Genomic DNA, 18,050 nt, shown 5'->3' on the forward strand with positions numbered 1-18,050 from the left:
GGCCGTCCGGGCGAAGCCCCGGGCACTGCCGTCACCGCCGAGGACGAACCCCTGGATCCGATCGGAGCGGAGCGGTGCTGTTCGCGGGGTGAGCACGGTGCAGGCGTAGTCACTCGTTCGGGACCGTAACCGGTGACCCCCGACCGTTCACACGGTTGAGCCATACGGACAGCCAGGCCCCCGATGAACGGACGTGCTCAACATGCCGCCACGGCTCAGTGTCGTTGTCCCCGTCTACAACGTGGAACTCTTCCTGACGGACTGCCTCAAGTCCCTCGCGGAGCAGACCATGACCGACCTCGAGGTGGTGATGGTCGACGACGGGTCCACCGACGGCAGTGCAGCTCTGGCCGCGGAGTTCGCCGCGCAGGACGACCGCTTCCGACTGGTGAGCCAGCAGAACGGCGGGCTGGGGCACGCCCGTAACACCGGTGTCCGCAACTGCGACCCGGAGAGCCGCTACCTGGCCTTCGTCGACAGCGACGACATCATCCCGCCGGGCGCCTACGAGCAGCTCGTCGGCGCGCTGGAGGAGACCGGCTCGGACCTCGCGTCCGGCAACGTGCTGCGCCTGCGGACGAACGGCAAGCTCCAGCAGTCGCCGATGTTCCGCAAGCCCATGGCGACGACGCGGATGCGCACCCACGTCTCCCGCGACCTGGACCTCCTCGGCGACCGGATCGCCTGCAACAAGGTCTTCCGCCGCTCCTTCTGGGACAAGCACGAGTTCGCCTTCCCCGTCGGCGCGCTCTACGAGGACATCCCCGTCGTGCTGCCCGCCCACTTCCTGGCCGGCTCCGTCGACATCGTGAAGGACCCGGTCTACTACTGGCGCGACCGCCCCGGCTCGATCACCACCAGCCGGGCCGTCGTCCGCGGTATCCGCGACCGGGCCGCGCACGTGCTGGAGGTCTCCACCTTCCTGGCGGAGAACCGCACGGCCGCCGACAAGAACCACTACGAGGCCCACGCCCTCGCCAACGACCTCTGGTACTTCATGGAGGTCCTGCCCGACGGCGACGAGGAGTACCGCAGCGCGTTCCTCACGTACGCCAACGAGTTCACCGACCAGGTCGACCCTGCGGTGCTCGACGGGCTTCCGCTGCGCCTGCGGCTGATGTGGCACCTGGTGCGTCAGCGGCGCATGGACGAACTGCTGGCCCTGCTCGCCTTCGACAAGCGCGAGCCGGGGGCCTTCGGCGTGCGCGGTGTGCGCCGCCGGCAGGCCAGCTACCCGGTGCTGAAGCAGCCCGTGCCGCCCCAGGTGCTGCGCGTCGCCGACCGCGACCTCCCGCTCGCCGCCCGGCTGCGGGACGCGCAGTGGCGGGACGGCAAGCTGCACCTCAAGGGGTACGCCTACATCCGTAACCTGCCCGTCGCCTCGGGACCCAGCGAGTTCCGGATCGGCTGGCTGCGGGCTGGCCGGCGCAACGTCGTGCCGCTGCGGCTGCGCAGGGTCGACGAGCCGGAGGCCACCGCGCGCTCCCGGCAGAGCCTGCACGACTACGACCGCGCGGGCTTCGAGGCCGTCGTCGACGCGTCCAAGCTCCGCATCGCCGCCGACGGCACCCCCAAGCAGCTCACCTGGCAGCTTGAGGTCGGCATCGCCAGGAACGGCCTGCTGCGCCGCGCCTTCCCCTCCGTCCGCGAGGCCTCCGTGGCACCGCCCGTGTACCGGCCGGACGGGGACCACCGCATCGTGCCCGCCTTCGAGGGCGACAAGCTGGTGCTGCACGCGGAGCGGATCGACGCCCGGCTCGAGACCCACCGCGCCGGCGACAAGGCCGGCACCGTGACGGTCTCCGGCATGGTCCGCGACCGCCTCGTCAAGGGCGCCCTGCAGCTCCGCCTCAGCCACAAGGCCACCGACACCTCCTACGAGGTCCCGGTCGCGGTGGGCGAGGGCACCGAGTCCTCGGCCGCCGGCTGGCGCCGCTTCACCGCGGAGCTCCCGCTCGCAGCCGTCACCGAGGCCCGGTCCACGGCGGACGACGCGCCGAAGAGCCTCGGGTACAGCGTCCATCTCGTCGGCCCCAAGGGGCAGAAGACGCCGATCGACGTGCCCGGCCCCGTGCTCCCCGGCCGTTACCCGCTCGGCGGCGGCGAGGACGGCGCACGCCGCGAGCTCGCCTTCGTCACGAGCTCCCGCGGGAACCTGCTGATCAGCGACCGCGCCGTGCAGCCCTCCGTCGAACTGGCGAGCTGGACGGAGGACGGCCAGCTGTTCCTGGAGGGCACGTTCCCCGAGGACCCGGACCACCCCGTCGAGCTGGTGGCCCAGAACAGCAGCCACCGCGAGGAAGCCGTCTTCCCGGTCGAGTTCACCGGCGCCGACGAGGCCCGGCGGTTCAGGGCCGAGCTGCGGCCGGACGCCGTCGAGGGACCCGGCGGCGCGCTGCCGCTGGGCGAGGGCAACTGGTACTTCTTCTTCCGCGAGAAGGGCGCGGGCGACGAGAGCGGCGACATCGCGCTGCGCATCCCGGCCTCCGCCTTCCGCACCCTGCCCGCCACCCGCAACCTCTCCGGCCGGGACTACACCATCGAGCGGCGCTTCGGCGACCAGCTGCTGGTCGTGTCCGCCCCGGTGCTCACCGCGGCGGAGCGGGGCCTGCGGGCCAAGAAGCTGCTGAGCGAGGCGTACACCGCGCAGAGCGGTGCGCCGCTGCGCGAGGCCGTCCTCTACAGCAGCTTCGACGGCCGTCAGTTCTCCGACTCGCCGCGCGCCGTCTACGAGGAACTGGTCCTCAGGGGCGCCGAGCTGGAGCACCTGTGGGTCGTGCGCGACCAGCAGGCCATCGTCCCCGCGGGCGCCACCGCCGTGGAGCACGGCTCCGCCGCCTGGCACACGGCGCTGGCCCGCAGCCGGCACATCGTCACCAACACGCAGCTGCCGGAGTGGTTCGTGCGGCGCGCGGACCAGACCGTCGTCCAGACCTGGCACGGCACCCCGCTCAAGCGCATCGGTCTCGAGCTCGCGGGCACGATCCAGGCGAACGCCGCCTACATCGCCACCCTCAAGCAGCGTGCCCAGCAGTGGAGCTTCCTGGTCTCCCCGAACACCTTCTCCACCCCGGTCCTGCGCCGTTCGTTCGGTTTCGAGGGAGAGGTGCTGGAGTGCGGCTATCCCCGTAACGACATCTTCCACGCCCCCGACCGGACGAAGCTCGCCGAGGCGGTACGGGAGAAGCTCGGGATCGCCAAGGACAAGCGGGTCGTGCTGTACGCCCCGACCTGGCGCGAGGACCAGCAGCTGGGCGGCGGGCGCTACTCGCTCGGCCTCCAGCTCGACCTGGCCGCGGCCGAGCGCGAACTGGGCGCGGACACCGTGCTGCTGGTGCGCCGTCACTACATGGTCACCGACCGGCTGCCGGACAGCGGCACCGGATTCGTCCGGGACGTCTCGCGCTACCCGGACGTCGGCGAACTGATGCTGATCAGCGACGCGCTGGTCACCGACTACTCGTCGCTGATGTTCGACTTCGCCCAGACCGGCCGTCCGATGCTCTTCCACACCTACGACCTGGAGCACTACCGCGACACGCTGCGCGGATTCAGCTTCGACTTCGAGGCGCGTGCTCCCGGCCCGCTGATCCCGGGCTCCGACGACCTCATCGCGGCCCTGCGCGATCCGGCCCGGGCCATCGCGGGACACGCGGAAGCGTACGAGGCATTTCGCCGGGACTTCTGCGACCTCGACGACGGCCGGGCGACCGCACGGGTGGTCGACCGGATGCTGTAGTCCGCACCACCGCTGAACAACGCCCCAGCGGGGCCCCAAGTGCCCGGCCGGTACCCGTACCGGCCGGGCACCGGCGTGTAAGGAACCGCCGGGCGCCGCGATGGTGAAGGGGAATTGACGCACGGGCTGTGCGAACTGCCTGAACCGTTCGAGTGATTCGGCCATCCCGGCGTTTGCGCTGATGTGCGGCGCATCTAACCCACGTGTCCCATAAGTATGTTCATCGGTGCGTTGCATAGTGTCGCCGGGTTGCTACGTTCTGTTTTCATGGGTATCCGAATGCGGTGCGAATCCTGGGACGTGCGACGCGCAAGAGCCGTTGTGCTCGTCGCCGCGGCCGCAGGCCTTCTCACCCGCATGATCATCGCGGCGAACGTGCCGGGCCCGACGGATGTCCGTTTCTTCGCCGGGTTCGCCAAGGCCGTCTCCGTGTACGGCCCCATTCGCATCTACGCGCATCCGCTGCCGGGCCTGCCCGTCTACAACCACCCGCCGCTGGCCGGCTGGATGCTGCTCGCTCTGAACAGCTTGTCCGAACTCGGAATGTCGTTCGGCACGCTGATCAGATCACCTGCGTCGATCGCCGATTTCTTCTGCGCACTTCTCGTGTTCGAAATCGTCCGGCGGCGCGCCGGCATCGGCACGGCGGTGCTGTGCGGCGTCGGAGTGGCCGTCAGCCCGGTGCTGATCGCCACCTCCGGCTACCACGGCAACACCGACGCGGTCGCCATCGTCTTCGCCCTGGCCGCCGCACATCTGCTGGCCGACCGGAAGTCCCCGCTGGCCGCGGGGGTGGCCGCGGCGCTCTCGATCAGCGTCAAGTTCATCCCGGTGGTGGTGATTCCCGCGCTCTTCGTCGTCGCGCTGCGCGGCGGCCGGCCGGTGCTGGTCCGCTTCGCCGCCGGGTTCGGCGCGCTGTTCGCACTCGTGTGGGGACCGGTCCTGGTGACCGTGCCGCACCAGCTCAGGGCGAACGTCCTGGAGTACGCAGGCGGCAGCTACCGCCTCTGGGGGCTCGTCCGGTTCGCCGACGCCTTCGGACTGCCGGAACCCGTCATCACCTTCATGCAGGGCGGCGGGCACTTCCTCTTCGTGCTGGTCTGTGTGGCCGTGGGGGTCCGGCTGGCGTGGCTGCGGCCCGCGCAGCTGCCCGGGGTGGTCGGCGCCACGCTCGGCCTGCTGCTGCTCCTGTCCACCGCCTCCGGCCTGCAGTACCTGACCTGGGCGGCCGCCGGGATTTTCGTTCTCGGCTGGTGGGAAGGGCTCGCGTTCAACTGTGTGGCCGGACTGACGGCCGTACTCGGCTACAGCGGACGCTCAGCCGTGCGCTGGAGCGAGTTCGTGCTGCAACTGGGCGCCGTCGGCTGGCTCGTCCTCGCGGCCGGTCTGGTCACCGGCGTCCGACGGCTCCTGGCCACGCAGCCGGGCGCACCCCCGAAGACCCCCGCCGGGCGGACACCGGTCTCCGCCCCCCGTACCTCGCAGCCCTCCGATTCCCCCGTCAACTGACCGTGGAACCGGCGCAGCACCCGCCACCGCCCCATCCCCGACCCCAGCACCGAGCACCGAGCGCAACTGGAGAACGCCCCGTGAAGGAAAGCCCGAGCCCCAGGATCGGCATCCTGGTGGTCGCGTACAACGCGGAGACAACGCTGGAGAAGACCCTCGACCGGATTCCGGAGGATTTCCGTTCCCGGGTCGACGAGATTCTCATTCTCGACGACGCGAGTCATGATGCGACCTTCACCGCCGGCTGCCGCTGGTCCCAGGCGGAGGGAATGCCACGGACCGTCGTGATGCGGCACACCAAGAACCTCGGATACGGGGGGAACCAGAAGGCCGGATACGCGCTGGCAGCCGCGCACGGACTCGACATCATCGTGCTGCTGCACGGCGACGGACAGTACGCCCCCGAACTGCTCCCCGAAATGGTCGCCCCGATCGAACGCGGTGAATGCGAAGCCGTTTTCGGATCGCGGATGATGAAATCCGGCAACGCCCTCAAGGGCGGTATGCCGCTGTACAAATGGCTCGGCAACCGCATCCTCACCAGGCTGGAGAACGGCCTGCTCGGTTCGCAGCTGACCGAATTCCACTCCGGGTACCGGGCCTACAGCGTCGAGGCGCTGAAGAAGCTGCCGATCGACCGGAACACCGACGCGTTCGACTTCGACACCCAGATCATCGTCCAGCTGCTGAACGCGGGAATGCGGATCAAGGAGATCCCCGTGCCCACGTACTACGGCGACGAGATCTGCTACGTCAACGGCATGAAGTACGCGAAGGACGTGGTCAAGGACGTCCTCGAATACCGCCTGGCCGTCAAGGGGTTCGGCACCTGTGCCTGGATCCCCAAGCCCGTCGAGTACGCCTTCAAGGAGGGCGACGGCTCCTCGCACGCGGTCATCCTGGAGAAGATGCGCAAGCTGCCGCCCGGCCGGGTCCTGGACCTGGGCTGTTCCGGCGGCCTGTTCGCGGAGCGCCTGGAGGCGCTCGGGCACGAGGTGACCGGTGTCGACTTCGTAGAGGTGCCCGGAGTGCGCGAGAAGTGCAGCTACTTCCACCTCGCCAACCTGGAGGACGGGCTGCCGGTCGACGTCGGCGTCGACTTCGACTACGTGGTGGCCGGGGACGTCATCGAGCACCTCTCGCGCCCCGAGCGGGTACTCACCGAGGTCGCCACCGTGCTGCGGCCCGGCGGCCAGGTGCTGCTGTCCGTACCGAACTTCAGCCACTGGTACTCACGGATGCGGGTCGCGGTCGGCGCCTTCGACTACGACCGCCGCGGCATCCTCGACGAAACGCATCTGCGGTTCTTCACCCGGGCCAGCCTGCGCCGCACGGTGCGCGCCGCGGGCTACGACGTCCTGGACATCGCCTCCACCGGGGCGCCGTTCTGGTCGCTGCTCGGGCGCGGCCCGCTCGCCGCGGTACTCGGCGGGCTGTCGAGGCTGCTGACCCGGATCAGGCCGACGCTGTTCGGCTATCAGCACGTCGCACTGCTCACCCCGCATGCGGCCGAGACGATCATCGCTGGAGAGCACGTCGATGTACAGGACATCCTCAACCGACAGTACGTCCCTGCCGACCGGGTCGGCGTCTGAGGCGACCATCCCCGAACCCACCGCCGCCCCCGCGTCCGAAACCCCGGCCGCCGCTGTCAGGAGCAAGGTCTTGACCCTTCCCAGTCTGCTGCTGCTGCTCTTCGCCGTGTTCTCGTCGGCGGGCGGCCAGATCATGCTCAAACACGGGATGAAGGGCGCCGCGGCCACCGCCGGGCAGCACGGCGGTTCCGTGGCGCTGCGGGCCGCCACCAGCCCCTGGGTCGTGGTCGGCCTGGTGGTCTTCGCGGTGTCCGCCCTCGCCTGGATGTCGACGCTGGCCAAGGTGCCGCTCTCCATCGCGTACCCGTTCAACGCCCTCGGCTACCTGCTGATCGTGCTGGCCGGAGCCACCGTGCTGCACGAGCGGACCTCGATGTGGACCTGGGGCGGCTCGCTGCTCGTGGTCGTCGGCCTCGCCACGGTCATGGCGGGCCAGCAACGCTGAGCCCGCCCACGCCGAAGGGCCCGCCGCCGGAACGTTCCGGCGGCGGGCCCTTCGGGCTGTGGCTGTGCGGGCAGGTCAGACCGTGCCGGGCGCCGGGGCTCCTCGCCCAGCAGGACCCGGCGCACCACGCGCTCGGCGGCGCGGCCGTCGTCGTACGGGCAGAACCTGGCGCGGAAGGCCTTGAGCAGCGCCTCGTTCTCCGGGCTGTTCCAGCTGCCGTCGGTGAAGGCCTGGGCCAGCTCGTCCGTGGTCGTCGCGACGGCACCGGGGGTCTCGCCGGGCTTGCCGGACAGCAGGTCGAAGACGACGCCGCGGACCGTGCGGTAGGTCTCCCAGTCCGGTGCGTGCACCACGATCGGGCGGTTCAGGTGGGCGTAGTCGAACATCACCGACGAGTAGTCCGTGACCAGCGCGTCGGCGGCCAGGCAGAGGTCCTCGATCCGCGGGTGGTCGCTGACGTCGATGATCGACGGGCTGTCGGGCAGACCGGCGCCGCCGTAGAAGTAGTGCGCGCGCACCATGACCACGGTGTCCGGGCCCACCGCCGCGCAGAACTTGTCCAGGTCGAGGCGGCTGGTGAAACCCGCCTCGTAGTCGCGGTGGGTGGGTGCGTACAGCAGGGCGCGCTGACCGGGGCGGATGCCGAGCCCCTCGCGGATCTTCTCGATCTGCTCCTGCGTCGCCGTCGCGAAGACGTCGTTGCGGGGGTAGCCCGTCTCCAGCGAGCGCGCGGCGCTCGGGTAGGCACGGGACCACACCTCGGTGGAGTGCGGGTTGGCGGAGACGCTCCAGTCCCACCGGTCGACGCGCTTCAGCAGCCGGTCGAAGTTCAGCCCCTGCGCGGCCGCCGGGTAGTTCTGCTGGTCCATCCCCATGATCTTCAGCGGGGTGCCGTGGTGCGTCATCACGTGGATCTGGCCGGGGCGCTTGACCAGGTGGTCGGCGAAGTTGACGTTGTTGAAGAAGTACGTGGCACGGGCCAGCGCCGCCCAGTAGCGGCGGGTGCCGGGCACCACGTAGTCGATGCCCTTGGGCAGCGAGTCCACCTGGTTCTTCGACACCACCCAGACCCCGTGGATGTCGGGGGCCAGCTCCTGGGCCTTGCGGTAGATCGCCTCGGGGTTGCAGCTCACGCCGCGGTTCCAGTAGGCGGCGTAGACCGCGAGCTTGGGGTCGAGGGGAAGCTTGCGCTGGGCCTTGTAGTAGCGCGAGGTGAACGACTTCTTCGCCTTCGCGCGTGCCGTGGTGGGCGCTGAGCGCAGCCCGCGGCGGGTGGCGAGAGCGGTGTCCAGCGCGCCGAGCGCGGCGTACTTCCCGCCGCCCATCAGCTGGGGCCGCAGCCCCTTCGCGCCGCCCGGGAACTTGAAGCCGTCGGGGCGGTGGGCGCTGTGGAAGGAGGCGACGGCGGTGACGTACTGCCTGCGGCGCTTGGTCACCGACGGGTACGCGGACAGCAGCTCCTGGACGGCGCGGTCGAAGAGCAGACCGCGTACCGGGCTCAGGGCCGGGCGCGCCTCCACGAACGCCATGAGGTCCGCGTAGGCGTCGACCAGCTCCAGCGGCGTCGAGCCGTCCGTCGGCTCCGCGTCGTCCGCCAGGCCGGGCAGGTAGCGCTGCTGGCGGTGCTCGACACAGGCCGTGTCCAGCGTGGCGATGGAACCGGCGACGGCGAGCGTCTCCAGCGCGTACATCCGCTCGCCGTGCTGGCCGGGGCCGAAGGCCAGGCCCTCGCGCTCGGCGAGGGTGCGGCGGACCGCCCGGTTCCAGGACACCGGTGCGATGTCGAGGAGGTCGGTGCGCTCCGCGAGGGTGAGCGGGCCGGCCGGCATCCGGCGGAGCAGGTCCAGCGACCGGGTCTGGCGGACCTTGCCGCGGAACGGGCGCTTCTGGTGACCGAACAGCAGCACGTCGGGGTCGCCGGCCAGCTCCAGCCGGTCGGCCACGGTCTGCAGCGCGCCCGGCAGGTGGATGTAGTGCCCCTCCAGGAACAGGAGGTAGTCGCCCGTGGCCCGCTCGGCTCCGGCGTTGCGCCGGCCGTGGGCTCCGCCGGCGGCGGGCAGGTGGATCGCCTGGACGCGGCTGTCGCGTGCGGCGAACTCGTCCAGCAGCAGGCCCGAGCCGTCCGGAGCGCCGTCATCGACACCGATCACCTCGATGTCCGTGAACGACTGCGAGAGCACCGACTCCAGGCACTCGCGCAGACTTCCTCGGGCGCGGCGGACGGGGATGATGACACTCAGCCGGGGCATACAGACTCTTTCTCGGACTGTGCGTACTGGGGAGCACTCAGATTACTGCGGAGCGCTCAGCAGAACGGGCAGGGGGCGGGCGAGGGTGCGATGGTCGGGAGGCGGGCGGGTAGGCCCCAGGTGAGGCGGCCGGTCGGCCGAAGCCATCCGATCCATGGACATGGACGCGGTGATTCCCGTCGGAACCGGTGTCGGGACGGTACACGCACCACATTGCCGCCGATGTGGTCGACCGCGCGGCTGATGAAGCCCCCCACTTATCATACTACCCGGGACAGTAAGTGAACCTTGGACATCTGGGGGCGCGCGGGGCCGCGGCGCGCTCCGGCACGGGCGCGGGGCAGCCCGGGTGAGTAACCGGACTGCCCCGCGTTGACGTGCTGCGGGCGTGGATCACGCCCGGGCGGCTATTTGACCGCGCCCGCCATGACGCCGGAGACGAACTGGCGCTGGAAGGCGAAGAACACCGCGAGCGGAATCACCATCGAGACGAAGGCGCCGGGCGCCAGGACGTCGATGTTGTTGCCGAACTGCCGTACCTGCTGCTGGAGTGCGACGGTGATCGGCGGCGAGTCGGAATCCGCGAAGATCAGCGCGACCAGCATGTCGTTCCACACCCAGAGGAACTGGAAGATCCCGAGCGAGGCGATCGCAGGCCCGCCCAGCGGCATCACCACCCGGGTGAAGAGGCGAATCTCACCCGCCCCGTCGAGCCGGGCCGCTTCCAGCAGCTCCCGCGGGATCTCCGCGAAGAAGTTGCGCAGCAGGAAGATCGCGAACGGCAGGCCGAAGGCGGTGTGGAAGATGATCACGCCGAAGGTCGTCTCGAAGATGCCGACCGCGCCGAACAGCTTGGACACCGGAATCAGCGCGACCTGCACCGGGACCACCAGGAGCCCCACGACCACCAGGAACCACCAGTCGCGGCCGGGGAACTCCATCCAGGCGAAGGCGTACCCGGCGAGCGAGCCGATCACCACGACCAGGACCGTCGACGGGACGGTGATCATGATCGTGCTGAACAGCGAATCGGTGATCGTCGAATTGTCCAGCAGGCGCTGGTAGTTGTCGAAGGTCAGCTCGGACGGGACGGTGAAGACCTTCCACCAGCCGGTCGCCGCGATCCGGTCCGCGCTGCGCAGCGAGGACAGCAGCAGCCCGATGGTCGGCATCAGCCAGAACAGGGCCACCAGGATCAGGACGACCCGCATCACGCCGCCGCCGGCCCGGGCCGCGATCCGGGCGCCGAGGGACCGCCCGGTCTTCGCCGCTCCGGGGCCCGGGGCAGCGCCCGTCCCGGTGGGCGCGGCCGTGGTCGAGGGTGTCGTCATCGGCGCCCCTCCTTCCGTATCCGCCTGATGTTGAAGAGCATCACCGGAACCACCAGCAGCAGCAGGAGCACGGCGATGGCGCTGCCGATCCCCAGATCCGCGTCCGTGCCGAACGAGGACCGGTAGAGCTGGAGCGCCAGCACGTTCGCGTCGTCCTGCGAGGAGCCGGGCGCGATGATGAAGACCAGGTCGAAGACCTTCAGGACGTTGATCATCAGCGTCACCAGCACCACCGCGAGGACCGGGGCGAGCATCGGCACCGTGATCCGGCGGAACACCTGCCACTCGTTGGCCCCGTCCACCCGGGCCGCCTCCAGGAGTTCGCGCGGCAGGCCCGCCAGCCCGGCCGCGATCAGCACCATGGCGAAGCCCGCCCACATCCAGACGTAACTGCCGATGATGCCCGGCGTCACGAAGGACGGGCCGAGCCAGTCGACCCCGTTGTACGGCTCCTTGAAGTTGGAGGCCGGCAGGCGGAGTTCGGCGCCGTCCGCCGAGGCGGGCAGCGAGAACGTGCCGTCGGCCGCCGCGGTGGCCGAGGCGACCACCTTGCCGCCCTTGACGGCCTCGACCTTGATGCCCTTGAGCCCCAGCTCCTTGGCGTCGATGACGTTGGGCTTACCGCCGCCGCCCTTGGTGAAGTCCAGCCAGGCGGTGCCGGTGATCTTCCCGTCGTCCGCCGTCGCCGGGGCGTGGGCGGGTTTGGCGTCGCCGGGCATCTTCGCCGGCAGCACCCCGACCAGCGGCAGCTGGACCGGTTCGCCGGCCCGGACCGGCACCTTCGTCACGAAGGAGCCGCCGGCCGCCGCCTTCAGCGGATGGACCGGCAGCGGGTGCGCCTTGGGGAAGCCCGCCGACTCGGCGAACGTGTCGTGCACACCGACCCACACGGCGTTGGCGACGCCGCGCTCCGGCGCCTGGTCGTACACCAGCCGGAAGATGATGCCCGCGGCGAGCATCGAGATCGCCATCGGCATGAAGACGATCAGTTTGAACGCCGTGCCCCAGCGGATCCGCTCGGTCAGCACCGCGAACATCAGGCCGAGGACGGTGGAGACGGTCGGTGCGAGTACCACCCAGATCGCGTTGTTCTTGATCGCCGTACGGATGGTGTCGTCCGTGAACAGCGCCTTGTAGTTGTCGAGTCCGGCAAATCCGGTACCCGCCTGGTCGAAGAACGACCGGTAGACGGAGTACACGATCGGATACACCACGAGCGCACCGAGCAGCACCAGCGCGGGCAGCAGGAAGAGCGCGGCGATGACCCTGCGGGTGCCGGTCACGCTCCTGCGGCTGCGCACCGGACCGGCACCCTGCGGACCTGGCGGACTCCCGGGTTCGGCCTTCCGGGGGGCGGGGACCGAGGTCCCGCCCGACCGTTGCGTGTCGGCGGGGGCACCTCGTCGGCGCCCCCCGCTGCGGCTGTCGTCATCGCGTCAGCTCTTGTACGCCTTGGCCGCGTCGGACTCCAGTTTCGCCTGGGTCCCCGCGATGTCCTTCGGGCTCTTCAGGAAGTCCTGCAAGGTCTTCCACTCACCCTTCCCGGGCGTCCCGCCGAACGACTGCGGTGCCTGGTCGGACATGTCGAACCGGACGGCGTCGCCGGCCGCGATCAGCGCCTTCGCCATCGTGCGCTGCACCTCGTTGGGGTACGCGGCGGCGTCCAGGGCCTTGTTCGGCGAGATGAACCCGCCCTGCTCGGCCCAGATCTTCGCGGCGTCGGTGGAGGCCAGCCAGGTCAGCAGGGCCTGGGCGCCCTTGCCGTCCTTGAGGGCCACCGCCGCGTCGCCGCCGGTCACCACGGGCGACTCGGCGCCGACCGCGGGGAACGGGAACACCTTGGCGTCCGTACCGATCTTGGCCTTGGTCTGCGCGATGTTGATGCCGACGAAGTCACCCTCGAAGACCATGGCACCCTTGGGCTGGTCACCGCCGGTGAAGGTCTGGGTGACCGACGCCGGGAACTCCGTCTGCAGCGCGCCGTCGGCACCGCCCGCGATCAGCGAGGGCTTGCCGAAGAGCTGCGCGAGCGTGGTCAGGGCGTCCTTGACGGACGGGTCCGTCCACTTGATCTTGTGCTGCGCCAGCTGGTCGTACTTCTCCGGGCCCGCCTGCGAGAGGTAGATGTTCTCGAACCAGTCGGTGAGCGTCCAGCCGTCCGCGCCGCCCACCGAGACCGGGGTGACTCCCGACGCGGACACCGTCTCGGCGGTCGTCAGGAAGTCCTTCCAGGTCTTCGGCTCAGCTGCCCCGGCGTTCTCGAACGCCTTGGTGTTGTACCAGATCAGGGACTTGTTGGCGGCCTTGAAGTACACCCCGTACTGGGTGCCGTCGACCGCGCCGAGGTCCTGCCAGACCTTTGAGTAGTTCTTGGCCAGCTGGGCCTTCGCCTCCGGGCCGGCGGGCTTCGCCCACTTCTTCGCCACGGCCTGCTGGATCGCACCGACCTGCGGGATCATCGCGACGTCCGGCGGCTGGCCGCCCGCGATCTTCGTACCGAGGAAGTTGACGATCGGGTCCTGCGCCGGCACGAAGGTGACCTTCGCCCCTGTCCGCTTCTCGAACTCCTTCAGGACCTTGACGAAGTTGGCCTGCTCCGGGCCGGTCCAGACGGCCGCGACGGAGATCTTCTCGCCGTTCAGTTTCGGTAGTTCGACGCTCGACGCGCTGTCCTTGGTTCCCCCGGACGCACCCCCGTCGGGCTTTGTCTTTCCGCCGTCACCGTCGTCGCCGCAGCCGGTGAGGGCCAGTGCGCCGATGGCTGTGAACACCATGGCGGCCCTACGAATCCGAAGCGTTGTGCGCATCCCTGCCCCGTTTCTCTGTGCGCGTGCACTGACCGGGCACCCGGCCGGAGTCCCGGGGGTGCCGGTCATACGTCATGTCATCGTGTGCGCACAGTCCTACGCCCGGCATCCGGGTGCCGCAATACCACCCTCGCGCCCAACTCGGTGATCGTGATGGGCTCGTGACGTGAGATCAACGGCGGTATCAGGCGATTGGGGGACGACAGGCCCGTCGGCCGGGCCCGTCGTCCCTCAGGGATGGGCGGGCGCCAGCGGTGCCAGCGGCGCGGCGTTCACCGAACGCGCCGCCCGGTCCAGCGCACTGGCCAGCAGCGCCAGGTCCGTCGGCCCGTTGCCCAGTTCGCGGAGCGGGCGGCGGGTGGGCGGGTCGCCCATCCGCTCCCACTCCAGCGGTACGACCGTGGGCCGCAGCGTCGCCGTACGCGGGATGCGCCCCGTGACCCGGCCGCCCTGGAACGGCGTCACCCGCCCGTCCGGATGGCCGAGCCGGCCGCGGCCCGGCGCCGGATCGTCGGGCGAGGGCGGGACGACGGGCGGATCGAGCACGACCCGCAGCCGGGCCCCGCGGGCCAGCTCGGTGTCCTCCGTACGGTCCGGGCGGGCGGACGTGGCGACCAGGTGGACGCCGAGCCGGCCGCCCTCCCTGGCCACGGCCTCCAGTGCCCGTACGACCGAGCCGGCGGCCGGCCGCCCAGGGCTGCCGAGCGCCGGGGCGATGAGTGCGTCGAAGTCGTCCACGAGCAAGACGAGCCTGGGCAGCGGTGAGGGCCCCGGCTCGGCCTGCCGCGCCGCGGCGGGCCGCAGCTGCAGGGTGCCGCTCATCGAGGAGTCCAGGTCGCCACGCTGCTCGGACGCGCTCGGGGGCCGGCGGCCGGCCATCCGCTGGGCGACCTCGGGCCTGTTGTGCCACTCGGTGAAGTCGAGCCCACCGAGGAGTTCGGCCCGCCGCTTCAGCTCGCCGCCCAGCGCCTGGGCGAACTCCCGCATCCTGACCGGGTCGGAGGCCACCAAGTGCGTGAACACGTGCGGGAGTTCGGTGCAGGGGTGCAGGCTCTCGCCGCGTTCGCCCCCGGCCCCGTCGACCAGCAGGATGCCGAGCCGGTCCGGCCGGGCGGCGGCCGCCAGCGAGGCGGCGACGGCCCGCAGCAGCTCGGTACGGCCGCTGCCGCCCGGGCCCTCGATGAGGAGGTGCGGCCCCTCGTCGGCGAGATCCACACTCACCGGTCCCCGGGGCCCGGCCCCGAGCACCACGACGGGCCGGGAGGCGAAGGGGGCCGCGCCGTTGTCCGCGGAGCCGGCCGGGGCGCCGGATGCCTGGCCGGGGCCGGCGTCCGCGCCGCCCCGTCCGGGCCCGCCGCCGCGCGTCGCGACCTGCGGGGCGTCGCCCTGACGCGGCCCGCTGACCCGGCTCGACGAACGCCCCGACCCGGCGGACCGGAGGCTGTCGGCCCCCGGCACGTCCCCTGAACCGCCCCAGGAGCGGGTGTCGGAGCCCGGCAGGGTGCGCGAACTGGGCGTGTCCCCAGGCGCCCCGTCGTAGCGCTGCCCGCCGACACGGGGTGCGGGGTGCGCCCGGAGGCGGGGACGTCGGAGCGGTCGGGGTAGGGGGTGCGGCCCGAGTCCGTGCGGTCGTACGTGTCGCCACGGCTGCCGGGGTACGGGGTGCGGCCCGAGCTTGCGCTGTCGTAGGTGTCGCCACGGCCGCCGGCGGGCGTGCTGCCGGGGTACGGGGTGCGGCCCGAGCCCGCGCGGTCCGGGTACGGGGTGCGGCCGGAACCTGGGCGGTCGGGGTACTGCGTGCGGCCCGAGTCCGTGCTGTCGTACGTGTCGCCACCGGCGCCGCGCGGCACGCCCGGGTGCGTCGCGTCCGGGCCGCCGCGGCCCTCGGGGAGCGGGGTACGGGGTCCGGCCCGACCCCGGGGCGTAGCCGTCGGCCGGGTCCGGGGCGGCGGACGTGCGGGACGGCTCGCTGCTCGTGCGCTGGGCCCCCACGCGGGCGCGGCCGGAGCCGCGGGGGTCGTCGCCCGTCGTACCCGTACCGGCTGTCCAGCTGCCCGAGCCGCGGACCGTCGCGCCCGGCTGGTCGTCCGCCGTCGAGGCCCAGCGGGCCATCAGGGAGGCGGGGGTGGCGCGGGCCAGGCCCAGTTCGTCCAGGAGCCGGGCGGACGGCGGGAGCGCCACCGCCGCCGGGCGGCCCGTCAGCGCTGCCGAACCCTCCGCGCGCAGCGGGGCCAGCGCCCGGCCGAACCGTTCCGCCCAGTTCGCGGAGACCGCGTCCACCGCGGCAACCGTGCCGTGGCCGGCCGCCCGGCCGCCCGCCGTGCGGAGCAGCCGCAGGGCCGTGGCCACATCCCCGCTGAGCATCGCCACGGCCCCGCACTCCCGGAAGGCGATCGAGGCCCGGCACGCCGCCTCGTACGTCGCGGCCACCGGTGAGGTGGGGGTGGCGGCCGGTGTCTCGGCCAGACAGATCAGATGGATGCCCGCCGCCGCGCCCGCCGCGGCCAGCCTGGCCGTGTTCTCGCGCAGCACCGCGGAGCCGGGGTCCCCGTCCACGATCACCACGGTGAACGGGCCCGCGTGGTGCAGCGCGGCCTCGGCGACCGTCGCGCGGTCGAGGCTCGCCCAGCCGGGACCGAGGGCCCGTCGTCCAGCCGGCGCACCAGTTCCGACGTCCGGGCGGCGGCCTGTTCGCGGTCGTACGCGAGCAGCAGGCGGCAGTCCTGGCCGTGCATCGGGCGCAGGTGCGGCAGCCAGCCGAGCCAGGACCACTCCCGCCTGCGCTCGTCGACGCCGCGTGCCCGGTCCGCGCTGATCAGCACGATCTCCAGATCGGCGGGGGAGTGCAGGGCGGCCAGCTGTGCCACCGCCGAGCGGGCGAGTCCGGTCAGCCGGTCCCGCGGTCCTGCGAGCCCCAGCGAGCCCGCCTCCCGCAGCCCCACGGTCACCGGTACGACGGGCAGCTCGGCCCGGTCGGTGGTGCCCAGCCTGACCACCAGGGCCTCCGGATGCGTACTGTCGCGCTCCCACAGCCGGGGCCGGGGCCGAGCGCGGTCAGCAGTACGGACGCCGGATCGGGCCAGGTGCCCTCAGGGGCGGTCGGCAGCGCGGTGAACGTGGCGGCGGACGGGACCGGCGGACCGCTCTCGTCCGGCGCGCTCTCGTGTACCGGATCGCCCTTGCCGCCCGCGAGCCGACGGGCCCAGGCCCCTATGCCGCCGCGACGGGGCGGTTCCTCGTCCGGGAAGCGGCCGGCGCGCCCGGAACCGGACTGCGGCCGCGCCACGGCCCGCCCGCCCCGGTCGTCCTCGGAACCGCGCTCGTGGTCGCGGTCGTGGTGGCGGTCGTGGGAGGCGGCGGACTCCTCGTAGGAGCCGGGGCCGGGGGGCGCCGCGGCGCTGTACGCGTGGGCGGAGCCGAAATCGTCACCGGGTCCCGGGGCCGCGGCGTCGGCCGGCGCCCTGGCCACCCTCAGGTGCCCCTCGCCGTCCGGTGCCGTCCCCAGCGTCGGCGTACGCGCACCCGAGGTCAGCCGGAGCGTCGATTCGCCGAGCCGCAGCAACGCGCCGGGCTTCAGCCGGACCGGCCGGTCGCGGACCTCCGCGCCGTCCAGCGAGGTGCCGTTGGTGGAGCCCAGGTCGGCCACCGCGACCCGGCCGTCCTCGGAGACCGTCACGGCGCAGTGCAGCCGGGACACGTCCGGGTCGTCGAGCGGGACGTCGGCGTCCGCCGAGCGGCCGATCCTGATCTGTCCGCCGTGCAGCAGATGGACCCCGCCCGCATCCGGGCCCGCGATCACGTGCAGCTGGGCCGGAACGGCGTCGTCCGCCGCCTCGTCCCCGCCCGGACCTGGAGGGAGAGCACCGCTCCGTCGACCAGGGGCGGCTCACCGAGCGCACACCGGTGGGAGTCGAGACGCTCGCGCCCGGCGAACAGCACCACCGCGCCGCTGCCGAGGGAGCCGTCGGGGCCGGAGACGGCCGCGGCCAGATTGGAGGCCACCGCGGCCAGTGCCGTCCCCGCGGGGGCGGTGACCAGCACGTCGCAGGCGCGCGCCGGGGTCTGGCCGCTGCGCGGCGCGAGGACGGTCAGCCGGATCTGCATCGCCGTCAGCGGTCCCTTCTGCGCGGGGTGCCCGGCAGGGGAAATGCCCTGTGATTCCCCCCACCCGGCACGGACGCGTCGTCCGGTACAGGTTCGTCACGTACCCCGGGTTCCCGACCCCACGGTTCCGTGCTGGAGGCATCCTCGCACCTGCCACTGACAACACGCCCGGGGGTCGCCGCTAAGTGATCTTGAAAGGTCGGCTGTGCGCCCAAAAGTGCCTGCTTGGCCCGTTCTTCGCCGGGGGCCGGCGAGGTCCGCATCGGCCCCG

General features: G+C 71.8%; 7 protein-coding genes and 1 pseudogene. 3 read left to right on the top strand and 5 right to left on the bottom strand.

What is annotated here, in order from left to right; genetic code table 11:
• Nucleotides 1-193: 193 nt before the first annotated feature.
• From LNW71_RS19895 to LNW71_RS19905, 3 genes are all read left to right on the top strand, one after another.
• Nucleotides 194-3,739, top strand: coding sequence for a bifunctional glycosyltransferase/CDP-glycerol:glycerophosphate glycerophosphotransferase (locus LNW71_RS19895; RefSeq protein ID WP_250969465.1), 3,546 nt, complete (start codon nt 194-196; stop codon nt 3,737-3,739).
• Between the two features lie 279 nt (nt 3,740-4,018).
• Nucleotides 4,019-5,248 (top strand): hypothetical protein, encoded by a 1,230-nt coding sequence (locus LNW71_RS19900; protein ID WP_374119530.1) that lies wholly within the window; start codon nt 4,019-4,021, stop codon nt 5,246-5,248.
• Between the two features lie 80 nt (nt 5,249-5,328).
• The gene (locus LNW71_RS19905; RefSeq protein ID WP_250969467.1) at nt 5,329-6,843 is read left to right on the top strand and encodes a bifunctional glycosyltransferase/class I SAM-dependent methyltransferase; all 1,515 of its coding nucleotides are present in this window, start codon (nt 5,329-5,331) and stop codon (nt 6,841-6,843) included.
• A gap of 321 nt (nt 6,844-7,164) precedes the next feature.
• Here LNW71_RS19905 and LNW71_RS19915 read toward each other — a convergent pair whose 3' ends face one another.
• The 5 genes and pseudogenes from LNW71_RS19915 to LNW71_RS19935 all read right to left on the bottom strand — a co-directional run bounded on the left by LNW71_RS19915 (nt 7,165) and on the right by LNW71_RS19935 (nt 17,779).
• Nucleotides 7,165-9,537, bottom strand: coding sequence for a CDP-glycerol glycerophosphotransferase family protein (locus LNW71_RS19915; protein ID WP_374119432.1), 2,373 nt, complete (start codon nt 9,535-9,537; stop codon nt 7,165-7,167).
• A 407-nt stretch (nt 9,538-9,944) separates the two neighbouring features.
• On the bottom strand, nt 9,945-10,868 hold the full coding sequence (locus tag LNW71_RS19920) for a carbohydrate ABC transporter permease (RefSeq protein ID WP_250969469.1): 924 nt from the start codon (nt 10,866-10,868) through the stop codon (nt 9,945-9,947).
• Nucleotides 10,865-12,151, bottom strand: coding sequence for a sugar ABC transporter permease (locus tag LNW71_RS19925; protein ID WP_308294570.1), 1,287 nt, complete (start codon nt 12,149-12,151; stop codon nt 10,865-10,867). Before LNW71_RS19925 ends, LNW71_RS19920 begins: the two co-directional genes overlap by 4 nt.
• 153 nt (nt 12,152-12,304) lie before the next feature.
• Complete coding sequence (locus LNW71_RS19930) at nt 12,305-13,675, bottom strand: extracellular solute-binding protein (RefSeq protein ID WP_250969471.1); 1,371 nt, start codon at nt 13,673-13,675, stop codon at nt 12,305-12,307.
• Nucleotides 13,676-13,906: 231 nt separating this feature from the next.
• Nucleotides 13,907-17,779: pseudogene (locus tag LNW71_RS19935) on the bottom strand (FHA domain-containing protein).
• Nucleotides 17,780-18,050: the final 271 nt, after the last annotated feature.

The sequence above is a fragment of the Streptomyces sp. RKAG290 genome (assembly GCF_023701695.1).
Lineage (GTDB): Bacteria > Actinomycetota > Actinomycetes > Streptomycetales > Streptomycetaceae > Streptomyces.

Bases quoted from the DNA above. Each gene is read 5' to 3' on its own strand.
- LNW71_RS19900 (WP_374119530.1), top strand. From the start codon at position 4,019: ATGCGGTGCGAATCCTGGGACGTGCGACGCGCAAGAGCCGTTGTGCTC.
- LNW71_RS19915 (WP_374119432.1), bottom strand. From the start codon at position 9,537: ATGCCCCGGCTGAGTGTCATCATCCCCGTCCGCCGCGCCCGAGGAAGT.
- LNW71_RS19920 (WP_250969469.1), bottom strand. From the start codon at position 10,868: ATGACGACACCCTCGACCACGGCCGCGCCCACCGGGACGGGCGCTGCC.
- LNW71_RS19930 (WP_250969471.1), bottom strand. From the start codon at position 13,675: ATGCGCACAACGCTTCGGATTCGTAGGGCCGCCATGGTGTTCACAGCC.